Genomic DNA, 25,089 nt, shown 5'->3' with positions numbered 1-25,089 from the left:
GGTAAAAGATGAAGCTGGACAAGAAAGGTAAAGGCTGCCTTATTCACCATGAGATTCAATATGTATTCAAATAAGACGGTTAATATATTTTCGGTGAATTCTGATAATATTTTAGTTATCCGATCAGCAGTTGAACGAAATACAGAAAGAAAAATAGATATTGTTCCTCTTTTTTCACTAAAATTTAAGATTATTGTATGAATTTGCTGTGGCGACGCTTCCATCGAACAACAATCTTCTCTGCTCTCCCATGATATATTCCTTTTTAAAAGGAGGGCTCGTATGGGATTTAATGAATTACTAGATTCCTTGTTTGGAGAGCGAGAAGTCTTTCATATTCTTGAATGCCCGGTTTGTAGTTTCAATGAAATTTACTATGCTGATCCTGTCACGAAGAAGACAACGGGAAGAGCCTGCGAGCAGTGTGGATCCGTACAAGTTTTTGCTTATGATCGTTCCCTCCATGTTTAAGCAATCCTTTTATTGAATCGAAATCGTCACTATGTAGGGTAATGCAGTTCTATCTAAAAGGTGAAGCTCTCTATTATATGGAGTGCTTCACCTTTTTCTAGTATAACTGGCTGGTTACACTATTTCCTATTACCCTCCGACTTGTTTTCTCATATAAGTATATAGTTGATAACCTAGGAAAGCGCCAAACGTATTTAACATAATATCGTCTATATCCGGCATCCTTCCCGGCAGCATAGTCTGGATACATTCCACCGTCAGGGAAAATACCATGCCCATTAAAACTACTTGCCTGGTGGTATTCCTTATAGGAAAGCGTAAGGGAAGTGTAAAGCCCAAGGGTACGAATAAGGCAATGTTCCCTAGGATGTTAATGATAATCGACTGGAAAGGATAGTGCAGAAGGATATACATGATTTCTGCGAACGGGATGATGTTTGGCTTCACTTCTCCCCCGGCTGTAGGATATATTGTAAATCTCATAATGAATAATAAAGATAAGGAATAGATGATGTTAATAAATGTTTTCTGACTCAATGCAAGTCTCCTCTATGTTTCTTCCATTTATTGATATCTATTCATCTTACATTATTTTACTCTAAGAATAAATGAAAGACTTACTAGAAATTTGATCGGGCTATAGAAAGAAATCGATCCGCATGGAAGTAATGAATTAAGGAAGCTTGTCCTCCCTGCATCATTAGCTGAGAGCTTCATTTTAAATAAAAAATCCGAACCCATTCTGTACATGGTTCGGATTTTTTGCTCCTATTCTATTAATTTTTCCGGGTGATTTGCGGATCACTCACTCTCTTCAAAGTTATGGTTTCCTTTTCTCCTTTAAATGTAAGGTTGAATTTTGCTTTCTCTGAGGAGGAAAAGCTGCTGGGAAGTTTGTTTCCATATACGTCCTCGTTCATCCCTCTCATAGTAAATTCTTTAGTAAAGTGTTCTTGCTTCCAGCTAATCGAACCTTCTCTTGCCTTTTGACCATCCTTGCTATCGTAATTCTTATTACTCAAATAGAGCAGGTAATCCCCACCCTCTATCGGCTGCAGCCGGATAAACCAATCCTTATTCTCGCCCGTGAATACCTCTGCTTGATTAGCCGTCTGACTTATTTCTTTAACGAGAGTAGCAAGCTTTAAGCTGACCTCTCGATAGATCGAGTAGTTATACTCAAAGTTCTTCACCGATTTAATATCTGTTACTTGCTCAGACAGATCGCTTAACTCTTGGGAAAGGGAGTCATCCTCTATAAGTGAATTGGCAGCATCTAAATAGGCCCATGTTGGTTTAGCGTCCTCTACTATCTTCGTTTGAGCATAAGAAGTATCCTCTTCCTTATTATCGAAATACGAAGGAAGACTTTCATCAGCAGTTAAAGGATTGATTTCTTCCCCTTCTGGCGTATAAAAAATGGCCGCATGATATAAATAACCGAGCGCCACATTCTTTTTATAGTTGTCTTTTACTTTTACAGTATTGGAAATGACGGCGTTCGAATAAATGGGAGCCACACCTTTAAAATAGGAGGTAGTGTTTTCATTTTTTTCAGGAGTAATGGCGGTCTGTTCTCCGTTATTGAACACAAGCAGATAGACGGTGAAGAGCATGACGAATACGAGCACTGCCGTTAATGGGTAGATCAAATATTTAGAAGCTGTTTTCTTAGGAGTCTTTAAGGCAGGAGCATTTCTCCTTTTCCTCTCCTCGTCCATGTGAAATTCAGGCAGGCGGCTTAAGTCCTTGTCCAGCTTATCTCGCTGTTTCATCCTCCCTCACCCCCTTTTGAGCATGTAATAGATCTCTGAGCTTCGCCTTCGCTCGGTGATAGGTCGTATTTACGATTACTGGGGAGCATTGCAGCACTTCTGCAGTCTCGTCGGCACTCAGTTCTAAGATCCCTCTGCATAGGACTACTTCTCGGTAGGAATGCTTTAAGCTTCCAATGGCTCGATACAGTTCACTTTGCTCCTCTTTCACCAGGACCCGCTGCTCAGGAGTATCGTTATGTTGGACCTCTCCCTGCATTCGAAACCAGCTCTTCACCTTCTGCTTGCGGTAATGATCAATCGACACTCGTCTCGCAATCGCATACAGCCATGTTTTCGGTGAAGACTTGTCCTGGAAAGTGAATGCCTTTCTCCACGCTTTGACAAACACTTCCTGCAGGAGATCATCGACGTCATCGGTGTGATTGAAATAGACAAGGAAGTTAAAGACATCCTGGCTGTATTCTTCATACCATGATTCCAGGTTGCGCTGATCCATGCTCCCTCCTCCTTTTAAGTCTCTTACTCTATTAGACGGATGGAAATGCGGAATCATACAGTTTTTCCCAAAATAATTTCTCGCATACTTAAAAACTTCGCCCGTCGTTTGTCAGGCAAGCGAAGCATCTCTTACGATTGAGCTGCATAATTCGCGGCAACTTTGTTTAAATAATACGAATAGCCTGGTTGCCACTCTTCCAGCATCTGTCTGTGAAAGTTATCCTCCAGGAAAAATTCCGTCTGATTCAAGAAGTCTTTCGGTGTGGCGGGATGACCTTTCTGTTCAAGAAACGATAAATGGTCCTTCACTCGAGAAAATACCTTTGGATCTTTTGCGGTCCTTCCCTCCAGTAAGAAATCAACCATATCGTCATTAAAGGCTTTTGCTTCCCGCGCCGATTCATTCATAGATTCTACATCTATGGTTTGATTCGTTAAGTCGACATCGTATTCTTTCTTCAAATAATCGTTCTGTTCTTTCAGAGCTTCTTTCCATTCCTCTTCCGTTTCAAATCCTTGGAACATCGATTCTACTTCTAACTCCTCTCCTGTGGTCTCACTATGAATGGAAGATCTAATCGTCTGGATCAGCCCTTGGAGCCGATCCACCTTTTGTTCTAATAGATTCTGTTGCTGTTGCAAGGTTTCTTCACGGTCTACCTCCCCATCGAGCAACTGTTTAATTTCTTTGAGCGGAAAATCGAGTTCTTTATAAAATAGGATATGCTGCAGACGCTCCAGCTCGTTTCTCCCGTATAATCGGTACCCCGCTTCCGTTGTCTGCTCTGGAACCAAAAGACCTATCTTGTGATAGTGGTGCAATGCCTTTACCGTCGTATGCGTCAGCTTAGCCACTTGTTGAACCGTGTACATATGATTTCCTCCTTTCTATGACCTTTATGCTAAAGGCTCCTGTAAGGGAAGAGTCAATTGATTTTTAAACTTTTTATTGTGATGATCACGGCAGGATCAGCCACAGAATGAATAAAATAATTGGAAAGACTATTGTTGAGATTTTGAGTGTTGGTATAGGATTTACAAACAAATGCCGGATATACAAAGGAATGCCCAGCGTTATCACATCAAACAAAGCCCATCCCATCGACTTTTTATAATTTTTCATCTCTCTCCACTCCTTTTGGAATCTCTATTGATAAAACTAGCGGCCAATCATTGAAAATTGGAAACTAGTGAGTCAGACTGATGGTAAATGAACGTTGGAGGGATCTTAATGAACGGAAAAATTGATAAAATCGCTGCCTATGGAATTTTTCCCTTACTCGTCATCATCTTCATACTTACTTCTTTAACTTCGCCCAAAGGCAGCCATAACCCTACCACTCCCATCTTAATTATGGTCGGTTTACTTACCCTCATCATCTTAGACGTCATCACCTTCAAAAATAAACATTTCATAACAGGCATCCTTTCTTCTATGATAACGATTCTTCTCCTCATCTGGTTTGCTCTATAAAGGTTCCCTCCGCTAAAAGCAGGAGATTACGAGATTCTAGGGAATACCTTATATAGGACAAGTAAAGGGGGCGTTTTTTTATGATGAAACGATACGCTTGGATGGCTGAACGAGGAGAAAATCTAACGTAGAGGAGTTTTTTTATTGAAGCAAGCTTTATTAGTGATTGATGCCCAGCAGGAATTGATCGACGGGAATGACCAGGAGCCGAGTGTGTACCATAAAGAGGAACTGATCCAGAACATTAATCAATGCGTTGAAAAAGCCTATGCGCTTGGCCACCCTGTTGTTTTTATCCGTGATGTCTGTGTTTCTAATGGGGAAGGAGATGGATTTCAAGTTCATCATGGCATTGAGGTGCCTCTGGACGCGCAAATTTTTGATAAAGAGGGGACGAATTCGTTCTATCAAACGCCGCTGTTAGGGTGGCTGAAGGATCACGAGATTGAACATGTGGTGATCACAGGATGCAAAACGGATTACTGCGTGGATACGGCTGTCCGGGCAGCGACCGTCAACGGGTTTGACGTGACGCTGGTAGCGGATGGACATGGAACGACTGACAACTCGGTTCTATCTGCCGAGCAGATTATCCAGCATCATAATGAGATTCTGCACGGCTTTGATAATGTGGAGCACTTTTCCATGGTGAGAAAATCAGCAGAGGATCTGTTTTCGCCGCTTCATGATACCTATCGATAATTTCAAAGAGGAACTCCCCCGCCGGGAAGTTCCTCTTTTTTTCTGCTTAATGATTAATTGCATCGACAAACGCCTGGGCTTGTTTCTTCGAATAGTCTCCGGCAATTTCTAAGCGGTGACTATTGATGACCTGCTCGATGTGCGGCGACGCCACTAATTGGTCATCGACGTACACATGCAGATCTTCATCCACATGGTTTTCCGTCATCTGCTTGGAAGTGCCGTCCCCTTTGTAGGTCAGCTCGATGCGCCAGTCGCCTTGTTTGCTTTGGTTCAGATCGGCATGGGCAAAGTCCGCTTCAGTCGCGAGTACTTCTCCCTGATCGTCTTTAATAGAGACAGGACTGGACGCGCTTCCCGGTTGCTGCTGGCAGCCCATTAGGATGATCATGGTCATCATGACACTAATGAATACCTTCAAGTTATCCCTCCTTTGCTATTGGAATCCTTGGGGGAAGCGCTGATGTCCAGTGGTTATAATTGGATTTTTTTGTTAATCATAGCGTAACATACTTAGAGTTTCATGTGAAAAGGAGCTCGTGGCCTGCCCAGTAGAGGATATCAATGCAATTCAGGTTATATCGATTGAAATTGGGAATATATCATCGGAAAAATGCAAGATATCGTCGAAGATCCAAATGAAATCACTCAATACTCGGTTGATATCAACGAATCAGCCTGCCACCCTCTGATCAACCCTTCGTATGCTCAAGAAACCATTCATATAATTTTGGATTTCTGTAGGTTTCCGTCCAGGAATCATGCCCCACTCCCTCATACACGGTAAAGCGGACGCCCCGGCCCTGTTTCTCTATCGCTTTTACCATATCTATAGAATGCTGAATCGAAACGATATCGTCTTGATCGCCGTGGAAGACCCACGTCGGGATGTTCTTGAGCGATTCGGCCATCTGGACTTCTCCTCGGCCGCATACCGGAGCGATTGCGGCGAAGGTTTGCGGCGTTTTCGCGGCCAAATGCCACGTGCCATGCCCACCCAAGCTTAAACCGGTTAAGTACATACGTGAGGGATCCACGTGATAGCTGGACTGAATTTCGTCTAATAAACGCGTTAACACGTCTAACTCGTTGGTCCAACGGGAATCCTCCGGGCATTGAGGAGAGACTATAATAAAGGGAAACTCTCCCCCTGCTTCAATTTCTTTAGGAAGTCCCTCTAATTTCACGCGGTCTACATCCGAACCTCGCTCCCCGCTGCCATGTAAGAACAGGATCAGCGGCCACTGCTCCTGACTGCTTGGCTCGTAGTTCTTCGGCAGGTGCAGCAGATATTGGAGAGGATCTTCCCCCGTATTTTGTCGTTCCAGCTTACAGTGCTTCTGCATATTGCCTTCCTCCTATCCATTGGGTCTCAGATGAATACGGTTACATGCTGATTCTACCTTCATCCTACCATAATCACCCATTCGCATATAAAAAAGAAGCTCTCCACTTCAGGGAGAGCTTCAAACCGATGGGATGAATGGTTTTACTTTGCCGTTGCTTTCTTCGATGGTTTCGATTCATTCCCGTCCTTGTCGACCGAAGTGACGTAGTACGTGTACTCGGAAGCGTCCGGATCGGTATAGTTTTTCCGTTCATAGGAAGAGACGCTGGCGACTTTATCAAAATCTTTGCCGTCTTTGCTGCGGTAGACACGGTAGCCGAGCACCTTCTCGTCGCGGACCGCGTGCCAGGTGACAAAGGTTCCGTTTACTTCCACATGGTCCGGCGCTTGCAGCTGTGCTTTTTCCTGCTTCGGCTGTTCCTTCTGTTTCGCCTGTTGTTTATCGATTTTCGGTTCTTTCAGCTCGGTAAACACAACCAGCCGCTCCAGATGGTTATCGGTCTTGTGATCGAATGTGCCGGTGCAGGTGATTAAGTTCAGGCGCTTCTTATCGGTCGTGCCGAAGATCTCTTTGATCGGCGCATTATCGAACGGATAGCTTTCTAGCGCTTTGACCACGTAGGTAAGCTTTTTGCCATCCTTGCCGGTCACGTGAACTTCATCGCCTTTTTTAAGATTTTTGAGATAAAAGAAGACGGCAGGACCTTCGTAGCTGTCGACGTGGCCGGCGATAACGGCGTTCCCGGTGTTGCCCGGTTTCGTGCCGGGCTCAAACCAGCCGACGGTGACCGTACTGTCCGGCACGCCCATCTGCCCTTTATCATTAATGCCGACTTTCTTGACGTCGGTATCGACTTTAATCGCCGGAATCTTGATATGAACCGGAATGATGCCGTGATCATTTTCCTTATTCGGCTGAGAGGTATCGACTTTCGAGGAGTTCAAATCCTCCGATTTATTGATCACCGTGAACTCGCGGTCGAGCTCGTTCTCCTTCTTCTCGGCATCTTTGTTCTGTTTCAGCTGCTCCTCAGGACTGTTTAAATAGTCGGAGTCCTGCTTGCCGGAGACGTGCTCTACCTGCGAATCGCCGTTGAGGAGCTTCGCGAACACGTCATTCTGGTAGGCGAGCAGCACCAGAAACACGATGCCGACGATCGTAAAGTAAATTTTCCATTTCATTGCCCATCACCTTTTCTCTCATTGATATGAAAGTTTCTATTTATTTGCGGGTTTGCGGATCTATTTGCGATCATGCTGTTTTATTTGCGCTGTTCCAGATATATTTGCGGAAAAACAGATATATTGGCGAGTTTGCCGTTTTATTTGCAAATGAGCTTCACCGTGCTGGTGGTGGGACAGTGGTTCCTGTCCCCATGTCCCACTACAGAAAAAGAGAGAGGCGGATAACCCCTCTCTCTTCCCATTTCTTCTAAGGGGAAACTTAGTGTTGTTTTCTTGTTGCGAGTGCGCCGCCTGAAAGCAGTACCAGAGCACCAAAGGTTACCCAGATCCAGGTGGACACGTTGTTGTCGGTTCCACCGAGACCGGTGTCTGGCATTTCAGATGGCATCATTGTGTATTCTTCCGGCATTTGCTTCACGATGGCTTCGCCGAGCATTTCACCGACGCCAAACATGTAAGCAAAGCCTTTATCAAACGATTCGTACGTGGCTTGATAGTCGCCGTCCACGTAGTTATCATACGTCGTTAGGACGCTGTCTTCATGCTTCCAGATGGCTTGCTGAGCTGCCTCTTGCTTCAGGTTGCCATTGGTTGCTTTAGATAGGAAAGTACCGAATTCTTTGGAGAAATCTTTCAAGCGCTGCTCAGCTTGGTCTCTCACATCGGCCTTATCCTGAAGGGTTCCTGCTACAACCTGGGATTGTGCGTCCAGGTGGTCTTGCTGCCAAATTTTCTCGAATTGGTCGGCTGCTTCTTGTCCATAAATAGACTTCACAGCTGCTTTGAAGTCAGCAGTATGCTGATCTTCTGCCCATGTAACAAAATCAAAATCTTTCGCCTGGTCAAAGCCTTTTTGCATTTCCAAAGTGGCAAGCGCAAAGTGTTCAGATCCAAGGCTGTTTAATGTAGAACGCAGATCAGCGGCTTTCGTATCCACCATCGTGTTATCGAATTTGTCTGGCATTTGTGTCACGATTGCTCCGGATAGTGCTTTACCTATGTCGAACATGCGGTGGAAGCCATCGCGGAAAGCTTGATATGCTTTTTTATAGTTACCCTCTGTGTAGTTATAGAAAACATTTTGTACGTCCTGCTCGTGAGCGCGGAGTACTTTCTCTGCCGTATCGGCGGGAAGTTTGCCGTCAGTCGCTTTACTTAGGAAGGTTCCAAGCTCTTTCGGGAATTCCTGCAATAGCTGCTGTTTCGCCTTTTTCTCGGCTTCCTTGTCCCCATTTTTCACTGCCATAGCGAGACCTGGGCTTTCTTCATACTGGGAAGAAAAGATTTTCTCAAATTGCTGGGCGCCTTCTTTTCCGTAAATTGATTCGATCGCTTTCTTCATGTCGTTGGCATTACGTTCAAGCGCTTTGTTCACGGCGTCGGCATCTTTCGCTCCGTCATACGCCTTCGTCATTGCGAGCGTCTGGTAAACGAAGTGGTTGGACAACAATTGGCTGAGGGTCGCTCTCAAGTCGGCCGCCGGTGTTTTCGCGGTCGGGCTTGAATTAGAATCGGCCATCGCGATGGATGGGATAAACAGCATGAGCGCCATCATGATGGCAAATACTTTTCTAAAACGTTTCATGTGAGGGTTCTCTCCTTTTAGAGTAGTCGTTTGTGATTTCTTACTCAGCTATCGGGAGAGAACTCGAATTGGATCACTTTTTCTTGAAAAAAAATAAAAAAATCCCATCGGCGGGCTGGAGGGCCCGTCCTGTGGGGATTTACTGGTCGTTTCGATCAAGTCGAATGCTGTTCAATTTTGATGCTGGATCCACTTTCTCCAGCTGGCCATCTTCGGAAAGGGTGTGATCACCGAGGAAATTCAGATCCAGATGATAGTCGTCGAACTGGTACCGGTAAAGGGCGCCGCTTGTTTGTTCATTTGCCACAATCGCATCGGGCTTACCGAATGCCTGAATTACGTCTTCCGGCTGAATAGCGGACGGCTTCGGACTAAACCACTCGATGCTCGCGAGCTTGCCGGCTGCCGGGTTGTCCTCGGAAGTATCAAGCAGAAGGTTGCCGTAACGCTCGGCGGGTCCTTCTAAATAAATTTCTTCATCAGGCTCCCCGTACTGCACCTGCACTTTCTCCCACGGCTCCCCAATCGCTAACTTTGTAGAATGAAATTTCCCTTCGCTGGCCTGCTGGAGCGCTTTTTCATTAAGAAAATCTTCCGGCGAAAATTGCTGCAGGCTGGCAGGGGCGTCTGCTTTCTTTTCCGTTTCTGTGTCCTCTATCAACTCGCGTTTGTCGCCGAGTTTCGTCACCTGCTGCTTCGATATCTGCGTGCCGAATCCTAACGAGCTTCCACAGGCGGATAAGAGGAAGGCCGTCATCGGAAGAGCTATGTATAACAGTTTCTTCATAGGCTGAACCTCCATTTTCTTGAAATGATCTCTACTTATTAGACGGATTTTATCTTGATAAGTTTCATTTTTTGCCAATTTTTCTTGGAAGGCAGATCGAAAGTATTCTTCCCATTGAGAGACAAAATAAAACCCCGCCCCGATGGAAGTCCTGAGGAACAGGTCTTTCGAGCGGAAATATATCCAATGATTGTTAATGGAGGTCGGGACATGCATACTATAAGTAGTGAGGAAACATACCGGACCAAGGAGAGATAGTATGAGTTCGACTTTAGTTATGAAAGTTTGGAAACCTATGGAGGAAATATCCGGAGAACTCGATAAAGTGGAAGTAAGAGATGGCGCTGAAGGATTAATCATAATAGTGGAAAATGAAACCAGGGAGTTCATCATTAAGTATCAAAAAGAAGCTTTTAATAATTTTGTATTGGCGTTTAGATCAACTTCGGAGATGAAAAGCAGCTATCTAGGTAACGCTGCTCGAAAAGCTCGAATAGATTTTTTTGGTTCGGCGGAACAACCCTGGTCGCTTTATAAAATGGAAAGCTCTGATTTCATTAAATGGTTCGACCAGTTATCTGGCCCAGGCAGTGATATTTTTGACATAGAGCATCAGCTTATCATTACATCCGAAACTACATATGAAATACTCAGTACTTATGAGCCGGTTATTACTGTGAAAAACAAATAGCTTATCTTTCTGTGCCGCTGAGTATGAAAAAAAGGTAGAAGTTCACCTTCATTTAGGTGGCTTCTACCTTTTTGTATTGTGAATCCTCCGTTAGTGCCTTTTAAGCGACCGCGAGTTGGCGAAAGTTTTGGCTTGTTGTGGAGATATCAACGGAAATCCCGATATATCGGCGAAAAACAGAATATATCGACGAAAATGAAAATATATCAACTCAATCAATCTTTTATCAACGAAACAAGAAATATATCAACAAAACCACTTATTCATCCACTCCCCGTCGGAAGAACGAAGTAATTTTGTTCGATAGGTCATCAAAATACGTATACACGACCGGAATCAGCACGAGTGTGAAGATGCTCGAGACGGTCAGGCCGAAGATGATCGTGATCGCGAGCGGCTGCTGGGCTTCGGCGCCGCGTCCGATGCCGATTGCGAGCGGCACCATGCCGAGCACGGTGGTGAGCGTCGTCATCAGGATCGGCCGCAGCCGGTTCGGTCCCGCTTCTAGTATCGCTTCATAGCGATCGTAGTTTTTCCGTCGCAAAATATTAATATAATCGACGAGGACGATGGCGTTATTGACGACGATCCCGGCGAGCATAATAATCCCGACGAACGCCGGCAGACTGAACGGCAGGCCGGTCACGAATAAGCCGCCGGTAATCCCGATAATCGTCGCTGGCAGCGAGAACATAATGATGAATGGAAACAAGAAGTTCTCAAACTGGATCGCCATCACGGCGTAGACGAGAAAGATCGAGAAGATAAGCGCGAGCGTTAAGTCGCCGAACGCATCCTGCATATCTTCTGCCTGGCCACCAATATCGTAGGAATAGCCGTCCGGAAAGTTCAAGCGGTCGAGCTCTGCTTCCACGTCATCCGTCACACTGCCGAGGTCACGGCCGACGACTTCTGCGTCCACATTAACCTGTGGCTGCTGATCCTCACGCAGCAGCGTCTGCGGTCCTTGCACTTGATCCAGGTCCGCAATGGTGGCAAGCGGGATTAGGCTGCCAGTTGGCGTTTGCACCGACATGCCTTCCAGATCCGATATGGTCTGCCGCTGATCTTTCGGTAAAATCAGCCGCACATCAATTTCGTTGCCTCCGTTTCTGTATCGGGTAGCGATCTGTCCATTAAACGCGAGCTGCACCTGGCTGATCACCTGCTGGTAGCTCAGGCCGTATTGCGCAGCTTTCTCCCGGTTCACATCGATATTCATCTCCGGCCGTCCCTCGTCGGTGGAAGAGGACGGATTGCTGATGCCGTCGACGTCCTTAATCATATACGAAACCTGCCCGGCGAGTTCATCCAGCACTTCGTAATCGCTGCCGTTCAATTTAATTTCAATCGGCGATCCGGAGCTTAAACCGGCGTCCATTTCGCTCACCTGAATATCAGCTCCCGGAATATCGCGCAGATCTTTATCCATTTTCTCCACGGCTTCCTGCGTCGATACATCTCGGTCGCCGGGGTTGACGAGCTGGATCGTGTAGGAAGCAAAGTCCGACGATCCATCGCCGACGCCAAATCCGCCGCCTCCAACCGTTAAGTGCGTAACCTTAATGATATCCTTGAAATCTTCTATTTTTTTCGTCACACGATTGGTGTACTCTTGCGTTTTTTCAATCGCGGTTCCTTCGGGCATGTTCACCGACACTTGGATCTGCCCCTGATCGGACGGCGGGATAAATTCGGTGCCGATCGTCGGGATCAAAGCGACACTGCCGGCGATACACGCGAGCGTAATCGCGATGGTCGTTTTTCTGAATTTCAACACCCAGCGTAGCGCTGAGCGATATGCGTCGTTCACCTTGTCCATAAACCGGTCAAACCAGTAGCGGCGCCCGTTGTTCTTCAACGCCTTCGTTAAAAGTTTAGAAGACAGCATCGGAATTAACGTAACCGATACGGCGAGCGAAGCGATCAGCGCAAACGATATGGTTAAAGCGAGCGGCGTAAACAACTGCGAAGCGATTCCATTGGTGAAAATGATCGGCAGGAATACAACTAGCGTGGTCGTCGCCGAGGCAATCACGGCCGGAGCCAGCTCGGACGCCCCTAATTTCGCCGACTCCACCATCGAATAGCCTTGCTCACGGTAGATGACGATATTTTCTAAAATAACGATCGAACTGTCGACCATCATCCCGATGCCGAGCGCGAGTCCGCCCATCGTTAGCACGTTCAGCGTTTCTCCGGTGAAATACATTAATGTAAAAGTAGAAATAATCGCAATCGGAATTGACAGTCCAATGACGATCGTCGCGCGGACACTTTTTAAAAACAGCAGCAGCACGAGCACGGAAAAGATTCCGCCGATGATGATGTTCCAGAATACCGTGTTTATTGATATTTTAATAAATTCCGACGTATCGAGTACGGTGTTCATGCTGACGCCTTTAGGCAGTTCTTTGTATTCGTCCATGGCGTCACTGATATTGTTCGCGGTCTGCACGGTGTTGGCGTCATTCTTTTTCAAAAACGACAGCACAACGGCGGGCGAGCCGTCGACTTCGGAAATCGTATTCGAGGTGCGGTATGTTTCTTTGACCTTGGCAATCTGGTCAAGCGTGACGCGAGCGCCGCTCTCTGACTGCAGGATGGTATTCTTAATATCCTCAACGGAAGAATAATCGCCATCAATGCGAATTTGTAAATCCTTCTGGCCTTTATTAATCGCCCCTGCTGACGCCGACTGGTTCGAAGCGTTCAGGGTCTGCACGACGGTTTGCGAGTTCAAGCCATACTCAGCCATTTTCGCCTGATTGATCTGAACTTGCACTTCCCGCTTCTTGCCGCCCTCAACGGTGACAGAAGCGACGCCTTCCTGCCTTTCAAAATAAGGAACGAGCCGGTTTTCGGCGATTTGCTGCAGTTTCTCCGGCGTATCGCCCGACAATCCGATCGTCATAATCGGCAGCTGCTGCGGATCAAAGCGCAGCACTTTAGGGTCTCCCGCGCCTTCCGGAAGCACCCCGCCGATCTGGTCAATATTTTCTCTCACCTGGAGAAGCGTGCTGTCAAGATCCACGCCGTTATTGAACTGCAGCAGTACGAGGGAAGATCCCGCTTGCGATTGCGACTGGAGCACTTTCAAGTTTTCAATCGTGCTGACCGAGGATTCCACCGGCCGGCTGACGAGTTTCTCGACTTCCTGCGGCGCCGCTCCTTCATAACTGGTGGAGACGACGGCAAGCGGTAAATCAATTTTCGGATACAAATCGAGCGTTAAGTTTTTGAGTGAAACGAAGCCGAGAGCAAGAATGGCAGCGACAACCATGATCACTCCAACCGGCCGTTTAACCGAGAGATTAACGAGTTTCAATTAAGCTTCCTCTTTCATAACGCTGACTTTGCCACCGTCCGTGAGCGTCAGCTGTCCGCTCGTAATCACTTGATCCTTCGTCGTGATATCGCCGGTAATCGCCGTCCGGTCCGTCTGCGATTCTTCCACTTTGACAGTGACCTTTACCGCCTTCTCATCCACGACTTTATATACATAAGGCTTGTCGCCGTCTTCGATCACGGCATCCGTCGGGACAATCAAGGTATCCTTCACAACCGTTTCAGGCAAAAGAAACGTCGCCATCATGCCTGGTTTTACTTTTTCATCTTTATTGTCTACGGTCGCTTCTACAGGATAGAGCCCGGTATCATCCGGAACAGAAGAAACGTAGGTCACTTCTGATTGCAGGGAATCCTTGAGCGTATCTATGTCGACCTTCATCTTCTTACCTTTTTTGAACAAATGAAGCTGCTCCGGAGTCAGCGAGGCGGTGACGGTCATGGGATTCAAGCCCACAATCGTCGCGAACGGCTGCTGGTTCGTGACATAATCACCTTTGCTGGCCGTAAGAGAGGACACTTCCCCGCTCGACGGCGCGGTAATAACCTGGTTCGAGGTTTGATCTTTCGCCGAATCCAGCTGCACCTGGGCCTGCTGCACTTGGAGCTTAGCCTGTTCTACGCCAACATCCGCTTGATCCAGCTGCTGCTGAGCGGCATCGACTTGCGCTTCGGCCTGAGCGACACTGGAGGAGCCACCGCTTGCTTGTCCGCCTTGCAGCTGCTGATACTGAGCATATGCCTGATCGGCACGGCTTTTCGCCTGTTGGTACAGCACGTCCGGAACCGTTCCTTTGTCCGCCAGCTTCTTCGTTTGCTCTGCCAGTTGCTTCGCCTGCTCATACTGTTCCTTCGCTGCTTTCGCTGCGGCACTCGACTGGCTTGCTTTCGCCTGAACCGCCTGCTTAGCGAGTTTTACCTGCTCCTGGGCATTATCAATACCAGCCTGCGCCTGCTTCTTAGCAATCTGCGCATTCTCCAGCTGCTTCTGCGCCTGCTCAACCGCGAGCTGCTGCAGTTCCACTTGATTGCTGCCATCACCCGGGTCGACCACGGCGATCGTGGCTCCTTCTTTTACCCGATCTCCTTTAGAGACCTTCACGGATGCAAGCTCTCCCGGCACCTTGGAGATCACCGGCGAAGAATCAGCCGTAGTGGCTCGTCCGACAATCTTGCGCTGCACAACAAAATCCCCCTTCGTAATCGGCGACGTTTCGACGGGGGTAATTCTCTCCTTCGGTTTTTCAGCAGCATCATTACTCGAACAGGCAGCGAGGACCATTAATAGGAAGACAAAGGTGACGATTCGTTTCATGTAAATACTTCCTCTCCTTACTCTCGTAAACGGTTTCTTTTTATAGTGTGTGAGTACGGCATTCTCCCTACTCATTCCGTTCAGCTGGAATATCTGACCAACTCGTCATAATTATGAATAATGTTACTAAATAGCGAATCGGATTGCAACTTAGGGAATGCTGTCTAACGTGACAAAAATGTGAAGATTTAAAGTATAAAATAAGAGGGTTTCGTTTACTTAGAAAAGTATAAAAGTTTTCCGGGAATAGGCTCGCTTTCCGTGGGCGTACGGTGAGTCTCCTCGGTCGTTCCTCCCTGTGGGGCCTCACCCTGTACTCTTCTCCCACAGGAGTCTCCCCAATTCCCGGAAACTTTTCTTCTAAATGGATAAAACGAAACCGATTTTTTCTGCTTTAAAAAGAATGGAAGCAAAATAAAAACCACCGGTCTGAGTGACCAGTGGTTATGTAAGTTTACGTTAATGAATAATGTTTCCGAGCTGACAGACCATAAGATCCAGTTTCTTCACTCTCGGCAGGTGGTAATCGCGGAATCGTTCATCAAAATGCTTGAACATAGGTTCCATCGCTTCATCTTCTAGCAGTTCATTGTATGAGTTGAAGATATGTCGATATTGATCAATGTAGCGTCTCATCTTTTTCTCGAATCCGGAAAGATGGTAGGTCGATGAGAAGTCAAACGCCTTAGCAATATCGCTATCGTAAGTTGGAAACTCTGGATTGATCGTATGAAGCATCGCTGCCGCTAGCGGAAATTGCATCGTTGGGTTTCCTTTGTGATTCTTAATTTCATAAAGCTCTTTCGTAATTTGCACAATGTTCGGCCGTTCATTAGATCGCTGTTCTTCCATCATTTTAAAATACTGGGATTCAAACTCCCGGGTTAGACTCGGATTGTCTAAACGGAAGAAGTAGCGATATACGAATTTGTATAGTGTGTCGTCTGGTACATACGTATCTTGAAAAGCCTCATGCAAGTGGTCGTAAACTTCCACTTTTTCACGGGAAATTTTGTTGACCACTTTCTCCTGGTCTTCAAATAATAGCTTTTTCAAGTCAGTAGCCGTTCTATATTTCATGAATTATCACCCCTATTGCCCTATTCCACTTAAAACAAACATAAAAACCTATTTTTACCTATAAAGCACATTTATCTTCTATCTTTTATTGTACAGAAGCTGGTGTTTTAGCACAATAACATTTATGTAATCGCTACGTCAGTCCTGCGACTTTTTCAATTTTGTCTGTTTTAAAGGGACTAGGACGGGCCATCCGTACGTTTGTGTGCACGTCCAAACAAGTAAGATCCTGCGAGCAATTTTATATTTGAAAAAGAAATCCGATATAAAATATAAGGAAGGAGTGTGGAAATGGATATTGCAGCACTTTCAATGGCCATGAGCACCACCCAACTGAAACAGCAATCCAGCCTCGCCGTCATGGATAAGGCCATGCACAATGCGGAGTCGGACGGCAACCAGGTCGTCGAGATGATTGAGAAATCAATTCCTCACCCCAATCTGGGCAGCCAAGTCGATCTTAAAGGGTAAACGAGCGAAGGGCAGTGGTTAGCAGCCGCTGCCCCACTCTTTTTCACAAAGGATGAGAGCCATTGAACCGGAGAGATTTTTCAAGAAGACTTGCGATTGCAGGAATGAGTTCATTTTTTATCGGAATGAGCATCATGCTGCTTGAGTTTCTTTCATTTCTTCATTTCCTTGTCCCCGTGCTCGTCATGGGAGGGGTCTGTCTCATGATTATCGCCAGCTTTATCGGTTACAAAAATGAAAAAAGCCGCTAAAGTGAGCGGCTTTTCGCAGGCAGACATTACCCATTGCGGTCTTCTTTATTGTTCATCGTATCTTCATTCGTGCCATCGTATTTAGAACCATCTGTATCCTGATAATTGTCATCGTTCTGATCGCCTTTTTTCACGCGGTCTTTATTATACGTGTTGTCATTCATGTTGTTGTTTCTGTAGTCATCATTTTTATTCAGGTCGTTTCGGTCCATATTGTTGTTATCGTAATTGTCGTAATTCATATTTTGATCTTCATTGTAGTTCACTTTTCTAGGATTATCGAAATTGTCCTGATTATTTCCATTAGTCGCACACGCTTGAAGTACAGATAAAGTTAGACCAGCAATCATTAATTTAAGTAAAATTCCTTTCATCATCGTTTCCTCCTTTAATTTGGTTGTTACCGGTTGTAGTATGCCCGGAGGAAAACGGAATATAATATGTAAAAATTTCTATCTGCTGGTTGTGCTGCGGCAATCGGATGATTTAGTGCTTCTATTGCCTTTAAATGTGGATCTATCCTATTTACAGGGTTCTACCGCATCATCCGAAGTGGTCTATCGCACATTTTGACGGCTGTATCGCTCCATTCTTCTCGGGAGCCTCTATCGCTTCATCCCTGGAGGGCTATCGCACACTCTGACAGCTGTATCACACCTAAACCTGGCTATCACTCATCACCGCACCTCTATCGCTCCTATCTGCCATTTTATCGACTCAAAAATGAATTCTATCCATCCTAATTGGCAAACTATCCTTCCTTCAGAGGATTCTATCCAACTTTATGCATTCTATCTCTCCATCCTGACCCCTCTATCTACCCACGATCACCCGCTAACGAGCTGTATCGCTCACGAACCGGCATCTATCGCATCCACCCGCCAATTTTCTTTAAAAAAGCAACCAATCGAAAAAGACTCTAACCGATGAGGAGAGACAAATAGTTTAAAAATGCAAACCATCCCAGAGACGCGATATTCAAACAAAGCACCGCTACAAATAAAATGGAAGTGCGATTTGACCCTTTACGAGTACGAAAAAGAACAGCAACAGAAATACCAATACTAAGCAGGAAAAAAAGTCCAAAGGCAACTTTCGTCCCCACCGAAAATCGAATATGAAACACAAACAAGGTATTCAATAGGTAAAAAACATTGATCCCCAAGGATAGGACAAAAAAGATTGATTTCATTATATTCTCCTTTCTAATCACCTAGATCATAAATGGAAAATTCCTCCTCCACGCTATGTACCCCTCCACTCCACTGTGATAACCGGAAAAGACTAAAACGATCACGTCTTTCTTATCATGAATTTTTAATGACCTATACAAATAAAAAAACCGCCCAAAACTGCGGCGGTTGTACAAATCAACTTTATTTTAGTGCAAACATAATTTCTGCTTCACAAGCAACTTCCCCATCGACACTCGCGACGGCTTTCCCTTTGCCCATCGGCCCTTTAACACGAACAATTTCGACCTCTAGCTTTAGTCGGTCGCCAGGTTTCACTTGGCGCTTAAAGCGGCATTTATCAATTCCTGTGAAGAAAGCTAATTTACCTTGGTTTTCTTCTTTTTTCAGCATGGCAACGGCACCCATTTGGGCCAGCGCTTCGGTGATCAATACGCCAGGCATAACCGGGTAGTCCGGGAAGTGGCCCTGGAAGAAGGGTTCATTGACCGATACGTTCTTGTACCCGACGGCCTTTTCCCCTTCGATGATTTCCTCGACTTGATCAATTAATAAAAATGGATAGCGGTGTGGAATGATTTCTTTAATTTGCTGAATATCTAACATAAAACTAGCTCCCTTCGTACATACTAACTATATTATATAGGTCTCGATGCCTGTCTTCAAAATTATTTGGCGGATTAGGTTTAGGTAGACCTTAAAAAAGGAATTTGTAGAAAGAAATCATTTTATTAATATAGGGTAAAAGGAGGCAAACGACATGCTTTGGACGATCATTATTATTTTACTAGTGCTATGGCTGCTAGGTCTGATCGGTGGTATCGCGGGTGGTTTAATTCACATACTTCTCGTTATCGCTATTATTGTCCTTATTGTTCGACTCGTCAAAGGTGCTTCCGGCAGGTAACCATTCTGCCAGCATTAGACGTTAAATAGATCCACTGTCTATAAAGACAGTGGATTTTTTGTTGTCTTAAAAGAAAAGCGTCCTGATAACCCGGCCCTGCCTATCCAATCACAGAAAAACCCCGGACCATTGCCGAATGGTCCGGGGTTCTGATCATTGTGTTTTATTTACAATATCCCAAATATGCTGCCAGGTCGACCAATCCAAAGCATCTGAAGGATTTCCATCACCGATCACTCCAAATCCAACCATTACACCAATCACAAGGGCAACGACGCTTAAGACTAGGACAATTATGAGACGCAGCCAAATGGGCAGGATGCGGCGGCGCGGCGGTTTATTTTTGCTGCGCTTCGTTTCCTTTTTGGCTTTTGTCTTTTCGACTTTCGGCTTTTGAGCGTTTGTCTCTTGGACATTCGTCTCCTGCACCTCGGTCTGTTTGTCGGCAGCCTTATTGCCTGCTGGTTTTGCCTGGGTGCTTCTCTGTTGTTTTTTTTCTTGTTCTTTTGGTTGTGTCGGCATGGTTACTAACTCCTTACGTTTATCTATCTGAGCTGGTTGACGAGTCCCATCATTTGGTCACTTGTGGAAATGGATCGGGCATTAAATTGATAGGCACGCTGGGCCATCAGCATGTCGGTCATTTCTTTAGAAACGTCGACATTAGAAGCTTCGAGCGTTTGGCTTTGAACCTGGGTGTCTTGTTGAGAAACATTCTCCAGGATTCCTTGTGCTTGTACATTTTCCGGAAGTTGGAAACGGTTACCGCCTGCTGCCTCCAGCATGCGCGGCCGGACCGCCCGGGTAATGCCAAGCTGTCCTTCTACATTCTGCTGATCGCCGCGGGTGACGAGGAGTGCGCCGTCTTCTCGTACAGACAGCCCGTCCATGTCACCGGCAAGGGTGATCGGATTTTCGTCTGCACCGAGAACCGGGCGTCCTTCTGCAGTGGTAAGCATCATTTCGCCATTATTTAAAGGACTCAGGTAGAAGTTTCCTGAACGCGTATACTGCGTTTCCAGGCCATTTTCTCCTTCTGCCTGAATTTTAATTAAATCGTTTTCTCTAAGCAGGGCGACATCTAACTCTCGTCCTGTATTTTGAAGGCTTCCCTGCGATAAGTCAAGGTTTGTGTGAGCGAGCTTAGCGCCGCTCCCCAGCCGAATCCCTGCAGGAGTCTGCCGGCCCTTCTGCACCTCAGGGTCGTCTAGGTTGTCAATCTGTTGATATAACAGGGATGAGAAGTCAGCTTGTCTGCTTTTATAGCCCGTCGTATTCGTATTGGAAAGGTTATTTCCAATTAAATCCAGCTTGTTTTGCAGCTGCCCCATTGTAACGGAAGCCTGAATCATGGAACGGTTGATCAAGGTGTACCACTCCTTATCGTATTCTCGCGATTTCAGTGACGGCTTTTTCCATATTCTGATCATACGCTTTCAATACTCGCTGATTCATTTCAAACGAGCGATATGTATTCATCATTTCAGTCATAGTTTTGGCGGGATCTACGTTCGATCCTTCCAATGCCTTCTGCTGTATTTGAAAATCTGCGGTTGTGCGAGCATTCACTAATGGATCCGCGTCTGCTCCCGGCTGATAGAGGCCATTGCCATCCTTCATCATGTCCGTCGCATTTGCCGTATACGAAATCCCCAGTGGAATCTGCTGGCCGTTCACGTTCAGCTGACCGTCCTCAGAAACAGTAAAGTCCATATTGTCCGTTTGAATCGGGTTTCCCGCATTATTAAGAACATAATACCCCTGGTTCGTCGTCAGAAAACCTTCACCATCCACGGTGAAATTGCCATCTCGCGTAAAGCGCTCTTCTCCCGCTTCATTCTGGACATTGAAAAAAAGGAAGCCATCTTCATCAGGCAGACGGCCATTAATTAAAGCAAGATCGGTCCCTACTCCTGTTTCCCGCACATCTCCTTGAGAAAAGTCAGGAACCGCTTCTTGCATATAAACACCGGTGTTAAGAGATCCCAGGGTCTGCTTGACCGGCAGCTTTGTGCCATGTGACGTTGGAATCGACGCAGAGTCCATTCGTTCCATCAGCATCTCTGGAAAGGCACGCATCACGCCTTGGTCCGCTTTATAGCCAGGCGTGTAAGCATTCGACATATTATTGGATAGTGTTTCCTGCCTGCGCTGATTGGCCATCATGCCGGCTGCAGCCGTATAGAATCCTCTTAACAATGGTATCGCTCCTTTTTAGCCGATTTTATTTTTTGCGACTTTATCGATATTCTCAAGCATGATTCCTGTTCCAGCGGCCACACAGTCCATTGGAGATTCAGCTACCAGCACGGGAACCTTCAGCTCTTCGGCAAGCAGCTGGTCGATACCGTGCAGCAGTGCTCCGCCCCCGGTCATAATCACACCGCGATCGATAATATCAGCAGACAGTTCCGGCGGAGTGCGTTCTAAGACAGATTTCGCTGCCTGCACAATCACCTGAACCGATTCTCGTAACGATTTTTCAATTTCTGTAGAGTTGACCGTAATGGTCCGCGGCAGGCCTGAAACCATATCGCGGCCGCGAATATCAATCTCTTCCTGACGGGAGCCAGGAAATACAGTGGCAATATTCACTTTAATATCTTCCGCTGTCCGCTCACCGATCAGAAGTTTATATTGCTTCTTAATGTATTGCAGAATTTCCTGGTCAAATTTGTCCCCGGCCATTTTGATAGAGGAAGCGGTCACTATATCACCCATAGAAAGAACAGCCACATCGGTTGTTCCGCCGCCTATGTCCACAACCATATTTCCGCTCGGTTGGAAAATATCCATACCCGCGCCAATGGCTGCTACTTTCGGTTCTTCTTCTAGATAAATCTTCTTACCGCCGGATTTCTCCGCCGCTTCTTTAATCGCCTTCTGCTCTACTTTCGTAATATTGGTAGGGCAGCAGATGAGCATGCGGGGCTTAGACAAGAATCCGCGCACGTTCGTCTTCTGGATAAAGTGTCTAAGCATCGCTTCTGTCACGTCAAAATCGGCAATGACGCCGTCTTTCAAAGGACGGATGGCTTCAATATTGCCAGGCGTACGTCCGACCATTCGGCGCGCCTCTTCCCCTACTTCAAGCACCTTACCTGTATTACGATCCATTGCCACGACAGACGGCTCGTTCAAAACAATTCCTTTACCTTTTACATGAATGAGTACATTCGCTGTACCCAGATCAATTCCGATATCCCTTGCAAACATGTCCTGTAGATCCTCCCTATTCATAAGAAAAGCGGAAGCGTCCAGTATTGGGATTCGCCTGGGACAATGGTTCGTCCTGCCAAATACCCCGTCTGATTCAACCCAAAGCAGCCCTAAGAGCCGCTTAAGAACAGACGCTGAAGTTCACCCTTCAGATGATACTTTCTTCCCTCATATTTAGTATCGCGTGTTTATCCGAAAACATTACGCATCTAATACTATATTCTATCACAATTTCCAAAAAATCGTCGGATTTGTGATGAAAAAACTTTCCATTATTCGAGGGATTTTGACATAGAGAGGATCCAATGGCGTTATTGCAAGGATTGCACCGGTTGTTCTTTCATAATTTGAGTCTGATATTTTAGGCGAGTTGCTTCGCCGCCGCGCAAATGCCGAATTTCTTTGTGGTAGTCCAGTATCTCCTTTACCTGTTTTGCAAGCTCTGGATTAATCTCCGGGAGCCGCTCTGTTAAATCCTTATGAACCGTACTTTTCGATACGCCAAATTCCTTGGCGATCACTCTCACCGTCTTCTTTGACTCAATAATGTACTCGCCGATCTTGATGGTCCTCTCTTTGATGTAATCATGCACTCCACTCGCCTCCTGTGATTGACTATCCAAGGGGTCGGCTGAGACAAGTTCTTTGTGTTGCATTGGGCGGATTTTCTCTGATGTTGTTCCTGCTGGATCACCCTGGATGTTACCGAGTGCTCGGTTATCCTCATTGTATTAATAAATGACAGCAGATATGCCACACGATGGCGGTTGGAGTCAGATTCCTGTTTAGACGATACCTGTCCAAATAGAAAATGGGGAAGGAATTCTAGAAGCTTTATTGATAAAAAAAGAAGGCGATCACTTCCTGGGACGGGAAGGTTTATGAGGAGAGCGCTTTTTTCAAACTCAAAAAAGAAGAGTGGAGATATGGAAAAGTTTATCTGATGGGCGGCTGGTTTGCCTCCTCGTGCTGCGCACTCCGGGGTCACACCTATGCCTTCCCCTCGCAGAAATCTTCGTGTATTCTTACGCTGGGATGGCTCCTCTTTCACTTTCTCCTTTGTTCATATTTCGAGTCTTAGGAATAAATGAGTTAAGGATACGTCCCCATCTCCTTTTTAAAACACAAAAAAATGGAGGTAGAAACCTCCATTTTTAAGCTTGGGTGTCAGAAAGGGATGAAGCGCTGTCTTCATCAGAAGACTGTCCATCGTCTGGTGTTTGTTCATCATCGGTTGTTTGACCTTGATTCGCATCTGCATCGGAGCCATCATCACCTGCATCAGGTGCTGCTGGAGCTTCATCGATCCCTTGCTGCTGATCATCCGTTAACGTATTGTCACCTTGATCATCAGCTTGCTGTTCTGTTGTTGCTTCTGGTGCTGCTTTTTCCTGCTCTTCTTGCTTCGCCACGTCTTCTTTAATTTTACTGATTGGCTGTCCGAAGAAACTTTCTGGGTTTACTGGCTGACCTTCGCTGCGAACTTCAAAGTGTACGTGTACACCGCTGTCCTGCCCGAAAGAGCTTGTACCGGCTTTCCCTAAAACATCGCCCTGAATCACTTCAGATCCAGCTTTAACTTGTACATCATCTAAACTAGAATAGACAGTCGTTACATCATCGTCATGAGTAATTTCAACAACATTGCCATACAATGGGTCTTCTTTTACTTCTGTAACGGTTCCTGAAAGAGCTGCAGTTACATCAAATGCACTTCCATCTTCTTTCGTGTAATCGACGCCTTCGCTTTGATAATACTTATTGTTGTATAGGACCAGTGCATTTTCTTGTTGATCTTGGGATGCGTCATAATCATAGAACTTGGTGACAATGGAAGCTGCTTTCGCATCCGCCACAGGCACGCCTAGGTTTTCATTCTGATTCATAACTGCTTGTGAATCGTGTTCATTCATAGACTTCTGAGTGACAACATCATCTTGTACATCGGACTGCGGTTGTTCAGCAATTTTATTCTCCACGTTATTTGAAGATTGCTGATACCAGAACACTCCTACTAGTACTAAAGCGGCAACAGATAAATACAAAGCTGGATACAACCATTTCTTGCGCATTAAGCGTTTGAATTTTAATTTAGTCACGCTTTTCTTTCCATCCTCTCTCATTGTACATCACCTCAAAAATCATTCTGATCAGATTCAGAGAAATATATACATGCAGAGGAAAAAATTTCTTTTAAATTGATTAGCTTTGTTCATAGAAACGGCAGTCATATAGGCTGCAGCTGGCGTCTATCTAGCAATTACGGCGGCTGAATGGTATTTCATTTTATTAGGTCAAGTGCAGCAAAAGTGATCGAAGTTCCACTGGGCATAAGGAGAAACCTGTATGGTACTCAGTGGAATCTATATGGTTATTAACTTGAATGGATTTCGAGACTTTAGCTTAGATTTTAGGGACTGCGGGGAACTACTCGCTTTCCGCAGGCGCGCGATGAGCCTCCTCAAGCAAAGCTTTCCGGGGTCTCATCCTGCACTCTTCTCCTGCAGGAGTCTCCTAGTTCCCCTCCGCCCTTTGCTCTATGTTGTTGTTAACCTTTGCATCGAAAGCATGGGGGGAATCCCGTTGTTCTACGTTCTTGTAAATACTGAATTCGTTTCCTCAACGACATATCCGTATAGAGGGAAAGAAGATTTTTAGTTCTTACATGCCCAATTGATATTTCCGTTCTACTAATCAAAAGTAAGGAGGGCAGGGAAATTGCGAGACTCCTATGGGAGGCACAGGACATGGTGAGATCCCACAGGGCTTGAAGTGACCCCTTATAT

General features: G+C 45.8%; 29 protein-coding genes. 7 read left to right on the top strand and 22 right to left on the bottom strand.

Annotated features, from left to right (window positions below):
- Positions 1-282 precede the first annotated feature (282 nt).
- Positions 283-471 (top strand): acyltransferase, encoded by a 189-nt coding sequence (locus Q7A53_RS09805; protein WP_411788983.1) that lies wholly within the window; start codon positions 283-285, stop codon positions 469-471.
- 129 nt (positions 472-600) lie between these two features.
- Here the strand turns inward: Q7A53_RS09805 and Q7A53_RS09800 are convergent, their stop codons facing one another.
- From Q7A53_RS09800 to Q7A53_RS09780, 5 genes are all read right to left on the bottom strand, one after another.
- Positions 601-1,008: a VanZ family protein gene (locus tag Q7A53_RS09800; RefSeq protein WP_411788982.1), complete on the bottom strand. Its 408-nt coding sequence runs from the start codon at positions 1,006-1,008 to the stop codon at positions 601-603.
- 239 nt (positions 1,009-1,247) lie between these two features.
- Complete coding sequence (locus Q7A53_RS09795) at positions 1,248-2,246, bottom strand: hypothetical protein (RefSeq protein ID WP_411788981.1); 999 nt, start codon at positions 2,244-2,246, stop codon at positions 1,248-1,250.
- A complete protein-coding gene (locus Q7A53_RS09790; protein ID WP_411788980.1) occupies positions 2,230-2,745 on the bottom strand; it encodes an RNA polymerase sigma factor in 516 nt (171 codons plus the stop codon). The genes Q7A53_RS09795 and Q7A53_RS09790 overlap by 17 nt, the downstream gene beginning before the upstream one ends.
- A gap of 131 nt (positions 2,746-2,876) precedes the next feature.
- Positions 2,877-3,620, bottom strand: coding sequence for a MerR family transcriptional regulator (locus Q7A53_RS09785; protein ID WP_411788979.1), 744 nt, complete (start codon positions 3,618-3,620; stop codon positions 2,877-2,879).
- Between the two features lie 85 nt (positions 3,621-3,705).
- Positions 3,706-3,870: a hypothetical protein gene (locus Q7A53_RS09780; protein ID WP_411788978.1), complete on the bottom strand. Its 165-nt coding sequence runs from the start codon at positions 3,868-3,870 to the stop codon at positions 3,706-3,708.
- A 108-nt stretch (positions 3,871-3,978) separates the two neighbouring features.
- Between Q7A53_RS09780 and Q7A53_RS09775 the strand changes: the two genes are divergently transcribed.
- Together Q7A53_RS09775 and Q7A53_RS09770 are read left to right on the top strand one after the other, a co-directional pair.
- Positions 3,979-4,221 (top strand): hypothetical protein, encoded by a 243-nt coding sequence (locus tag Q7A53_RS09775; RefSeq protein WP_411788977.1) that lies wholly within the window; start codon positions 3,979-3,981, stop codon positions 4,219-4,221.
- A 144-nt stretch (positions 4,222-4,365) separates the two neighbouring features.
- Positions 4,366-4,923 carry a cysteine hydrolase family protein gene (locus Q7A53_RS09770; protein ID WP_411788976.1) on the top strand — a complete coding sequence of 186 codons (558 nt, stop codon included), beginning with the start codon at positions 4,366-4,368 and terminating at the stop codon, positions 4,921-4,923.
- A 46-nt stretch (positions 4,924-4,969) separates the two neighbouring features.
- Here Q7A53_RS09770 and Q7A53_RS09765 read toward each other — a convergent pair whose 3' ends face one another.
- The 5 genes from Q7A53_RS09765 to Q7A53_RS09745 form a co-directional block, all read right to left on the bottom strand.
- Positions 4,970-5,344, bottom strand: coding sequence for a SecDF P1 head subdomain-containing protein (locus Q7A53_RS09765; RefSeq protein WP_411788975.1), 375 nt, complete (start codon positions 5,342-5,344; stop codon positions 4,970-4,972).
- A 271-nt stretch (positions 5,345-5,615) separates the two neighbouring features.
- Positions 5,616-6,269, bottom strand: coding sequence for a carboxylesterase family protein (locus Q7A53_RS09760; protein WP_411788974.1), 654 nt, complete (start codon positions 6,267-6,269; stop codon positions 5,616-5,618).
- A gap of 143 nt (positions 6,270-6,412) precedes the next feature.
- Entirely contained in the window at positions 6,413-7,453 is a 1,041-nt protein-coding gene (locus Q7A53_RS09755) for a class F sortase (RefSeq protein ID WP_411788973.1), read from the bottom strand.
- A gap of 262 nt (positions 7,454-7,715) precedes the next feature.
- Positions 7,716-8,927, bottom strand: a complete 1,212-nt coding sequence (locus Q7A53_RS09750; protein WP_411788972.1) for a copper amine oxidase — start codon at positions 8,925-8,927, stop codon at positions 7,716-7,718.
- A 253-nt stretch (positions 8,928-9,180) separates the two neighbouring features.
- A complete protein-coding gene (locus Q7A53_RS09745; protein WP_411788971.1) occupies positions 9,181-9,906 on the bottom strand; it encodes a DUF4309 domain-containing protein in 726 nt (241 codons plus the stop codon).
- 181 nt (positions 9,907-10,087) lie between these two features.
- Between Q7A53_RS09745 and Q7A53_RS09740 the strand changes: the two genes are divergently transcribed.
- On the top strand, positions 10,088-10,519 hold the full coding sequence (locus Q7A53_RS09740) for a hypothetical protein (protein WP_411788970.1): 432 nt from the start codon (positions 10,088-10,090) through the stop codon (positions 10,517-10,519).
- Between the two features lie 259 nt (positions 10,520-10,778).
- On the opposite strand, the gene Q7A53_RS09735 is transcribed toward Q7A53_RS09740, so the two are convergent.
- The 3 genes from Q7A53_RS09735 to Q7A53_RS09725 form a co-directional block, all read right to left on the bottom strand.
- Positions 10,779-13,847, bottom strand: coding sequence for an efflux RND transporter permease subunit (locus tag Q7A53_RS09735; RefSeq protein WP_411788969.1), 3,069 nt, complete (start codon positions 13,845-13,847; stop codon positions 10,779-10,781).
- The gene (locus Q7A53_RS09730) at positions 13,848-15,182 is read right to left on the bottom strand and encodes an efflux RND transporter periplasmic adaptor subunit (protein ID WP_411788968.1); all 1,335 of its coding nucleotides are present in this window, start codon (positions 15,180-15,182) and stop codon (positions 13,848-13,850) included. It lies immediately after the preceding gene.
- A gap of 459 nt (positions 15,183-15,641) precedes the next feature.
- On the bottom strand, positions 15,642-16,262 hold the full coding sequence (locus Q7A53_RS09725) for a hypothetical protein (RefSeq protein ID WP_411788967.1): 621 nt from the start codon (positions 16,260-16,262) through the stop codon (positions 15,642-15,644).
- 291 nt (positions 16,263-16,553) lie between these two features.
- Between Q7A53_RS09725 and Q7A53_RS09720 the strand changes: the two genes are divergently transcribed.
- Both Q7A53_RS09720 and Q7A53_RS09715 read left to right on the top strand, forming a co-directional pair.
- The gene (locus Q7A53_RS09720; protein WP_411788966.1) at positions 16,554-16,733 is read left to right on the top strand and encodes a YjfB family protein; all 180 of its coding nucleotides are present in this window, start codon (positions 16,554-16,556) and stop codon (positions 16,731-16,733) included.
- 62 nt (positions 16,734-16,795) lie between these two features.
- Positions 16,796-16,984, top strand: a complete 189-nt coding sequence (locus Q7A53_RS09715) for a hypothetical protein (RefSeq protein WP_411788965.1) — start codon at positions 16,796-16,798, stop codon at positions 16,982-16,984.
- 26 nt (positions 16,985-17,010) lie between these two features.
- Here Q7A53_RS09715 and Q7A53_RS09710 read toward each other — a convergent pair whose 3' ends face one another.
- The 3 genes from Q7A53_RS09710 to fabZ all read right to left on the bottom strand — a co-directional run bounded on the left by Q7A53_RS09710 (position 17,011) and on the right by fabZ (position 18,783).
- Entirely contained in the window at positions 17,011-17,361 is a 351-nt protein-coding gene (locus Q7A53_RS09710; protein WP_411788964.1) for a hypothetical protein, read from the bottom strand.
- A gap of 542 nt (positions 17,362-17,903) precedes the next feature.
- Entirely contained in the window at positions 17,904-18,176 is a 273-nt protein-coding gene (locus tag Q7A53_RS09705) for a hypothetical protein (RefSeq protein WP_411788963.1), read from the bottom strand.
- Between the two features lie 184 nt (positions 18,177-18,360).
- Positions 18,361-18,783, bottom strand: coding sequence for a 3-hydroxyacyl-ACP dehydratase FabZ (gene fabZ / locus Q7A53_RS09700; RefSeq protein ID WP_411788962.1), 423 nt, complete (start codon positions 18,781-18,783; stop codon positions 18,361-18,363).
- 154 nt (positions 18,784-18,937) lie between these two features.
- On the opposite strand from fabZ, the gene Q7A53_RS09695 reads away from it, so the two are divergent.
- Positions 18,938-19,084 (top strand): lmo0937 family membrane protein, encoded by a 147-nt coding sequence (locus tag Q7A53_RS09695; protein ID WP_411788961.1) that lies wholly within the window; start codon positions 18,938-18,940, stop codon positions 19,082-19,084.
- A gap of 153 nt (positions 19,085-19,237) precedes the next feature.
- On the opposite strand, the gene Q7A53_RS09690 is transcribed toward Q7A53_RS09695, so the two are convergent.
- The 6 genes from Q7A53_RS09690 to Q7A53_RS09665 form a co-directional block, all read right to left on the bottom strand.
- Positions 19,238-19,606, bottom strand: coding sequence for a DNA-directed RNA polymerase subunit beta (locus tag Q7A53_RS09690; protein WP_411788960.1), 369 nt, complete (start codon positions 19,604-19,606; stop codon positions 19,238-19,240).
- Between the two features lie 23 nt (positions 19,607-19,629).
- Positions 19,630-20,451 carry a flagellar hook-basal body protein gene (locus tag Q7A53_RS09685; RefSeq protein WP_411788959.1) on the bottom strand — a complete coding sequence of 274 codons (822 nt, stop codon included), beginning with the start codon at positions 20,449-20,451 and terminating at the stop codon, positions 19,630-19,632.
- Positions 20,452-20,464: 13 nt separating this feature from the next.
- On the bottom strand, positions 20,465-21,283 hold the full coding sequence (locus Q7A53_RS09680) for a flagellar hook-basal body protein (protein ID WP_411788958.1): 819 nt from the start codon (positions 21,281-21,283) through the stop codon (positions 20,465-20,467).
- A 15-nt stretch (positions 21,284-21,298) separates the two neighbouring features.
- Positions 21,299-22,300 (bottom strand): rod shape-determining protein, encoded by a 1,002-nt coding sequence (gene mreB / locus Q7A53_RS09675; protein WP_411788957.1) that lies wholly within the window; start codon positions 22,298-22,300, stop codon positions 21,299-21,301.
- Between the two features lie 314 nt (positions 22,301-22,614).
- A complete protein-coding gene (spoIIID, locus tag Q7A53_RS09670) occupies positions 22,615-22,896 on the bottom strand; it encodes a sporulation transcriptional regulator SpoIIID (protein ID WP_411788956.1) in 282 nt (93 codons plus the stop codon).
- Positions 22,897-23,457: 561 nt separating this feature from the next.
- Positions 23,458-24,426: a peptidoglycan DD-metalloendopeptidase family protein gene (locus tag Q7A53_RS09665; RefSeq protein ID WP_411788955.1), complete on the bottom strand. Its 969-nt coding sequence runs from the start codon at positions 24,424-24,426 to the stop codon at positions 23,458-23,460.
- Positions 24,427-25,089: the final 663 nt, after the last annotated feature.

This window comes from Halobacillus rhizosphaerae (assembly GCF_046719735.1).
In the GTDB taxonomy this organism is placed as follows: Bacteria; Bacillota; Bacilli; order Bacillales; family Halobacillaceae; genus Halobacillus_B; species Halobacillus_B rhizosphaerae.
Note: the sequence above shows the minus strand (reverse complement) of the source record. Positions and strands in the feature narration are given on the sequence as shown.

Bases quoted from the DNA above. Each gene is read 5' to 3' on its own strand.
- Q7A53_RS09695 (WP_411788961.1), top strand. From the start codon at position 18,938: ATGCTTTGGACGATCATTATTATTTTACTAGTGCTATGGCTGCTAGGT.
- Q7A53_RS09795 (WP_411788981.1), bottom strand. From the start codon at position 2,246: ATGAAACAGCGAGATAAGCTGGACAAGGACTTAAGCCGCCTGCCTGAA.
- Q7A53_RS09710 (WP_411788964.1), bottom strand. From the start codon at position 17,361: ATGATGAAAGGAATTTTACTTAAATTAATGATTGCTGGTCTAACTTTA.
- Q7A53_RS09790 (WP_411788980.1), bottom strand. From the start codon at position 2,745: ATGGATCAGCGCAACCTGGAATCATGGTATGAAGAATACAGCCAGGAT.
- Q7A53_RS09755 (WP_411788973.1), bottom strand. From the start codon at position 7,453: ATGAAATGGAAAATTTACTTTACGATCGTCGGCATCGTGTTTCTGGTG.
- Q7A53_RS09725 (WP_411788967.1), bottom strand. From the start codon at position 16,262: ATGAAATATAGAACGGCTACTGACTTGAAAAAGCTATTATTTGAAGAC.
- Q7A53_RS09805 (WP_411788983.1), top strand. From the start codon at position 283: ATGGGATTTAATGAATTACTAGATTCCTTGTTTGGAGAGCGAGAAGTC.
- Q7A53_RS09665 (WP_411788955.1), bottom strand. From the start codon at position 24,426: ATGAGAGAGGATGGAAAGAAAAGCGTGACTAAATTAAAATTCAAACGC.
- Q7A53_RS09785 (WP_411788979.1), bottom strand. From the start codon at position 3,620: ATGTACACGGTTCAACAAGTGGCTAAGCTGACGCATACGACGGTAAAG.
- mreB (WP_411788957.1), bottom strand. From the start codon at position 22,300: ATGTTTGCAAGGGATATCGGAATTGATCTGGGTACAGCGAATGTACTC.
- Q7A53_RS09690 (WP_411788960.1), bottom strand. From the start codon at position 19,606: ATGCCGACACAACCAAAAGAACAAGAAAAAAAACAACAGAGAAGCACC.
- Q7A53_RS09705 (WP_411788963.1), bottom strand. From the start codon at position 18,176: ATGAAATCAATCTTTTTTGTCCTATCCTTGGGGATCAATGTTTTTTAC.
- Q7A53_RS09720 (WP_411788966.1), top strand. From the start codon at position 16,554: ATGGATATTGCAGCACTTTCAATGGCCATGAGCACCACCCAACTGAAA.
- Q7A53_RS09730 (WP_411788968.1), bottom strand. From the start codon at position 15,182: ATGAAACGAATCGTCACCTTTGTCTTCCTATTAATGGTCCTCGCTGCC.
- fabZ (WP_411788962.1), bottom strand. From the start codon at position 18,783: ATGTTAGATATTCAGCAAATTAAAGAAATCATTCCACACCGCTATCCA.
- Q7A53_RS09775 (WP_411788977.1), top strand. From the start codon at position 3,979: ATGAACGGAAAAATTGATAAAATCGCTGCCTATGGAATTTTTCCCTTA.
- Q7A53_RS09740 (WP_411788970.1), top strand. From the start codon at position 10,088: ATGAGTTCGACTTTAGTTATGAAAGTTTGGAAACCTATGGAGGAAATA.
- Q7A53_RS09760 (WP_411788974.1), bottom strand. From the start codon at position 6,269: ATGCAGAAGCACTGTAAGCTGGAACGACAAAATACGGGGGAAGATCCT.
- Q7A53_RS09780 (WP_411788978.1), bottom strand. From the start codon at position 3,870: ATGAAAAATTATAAAAAGTCGATGGGATGGGCTTTGTTTGATGTGATA.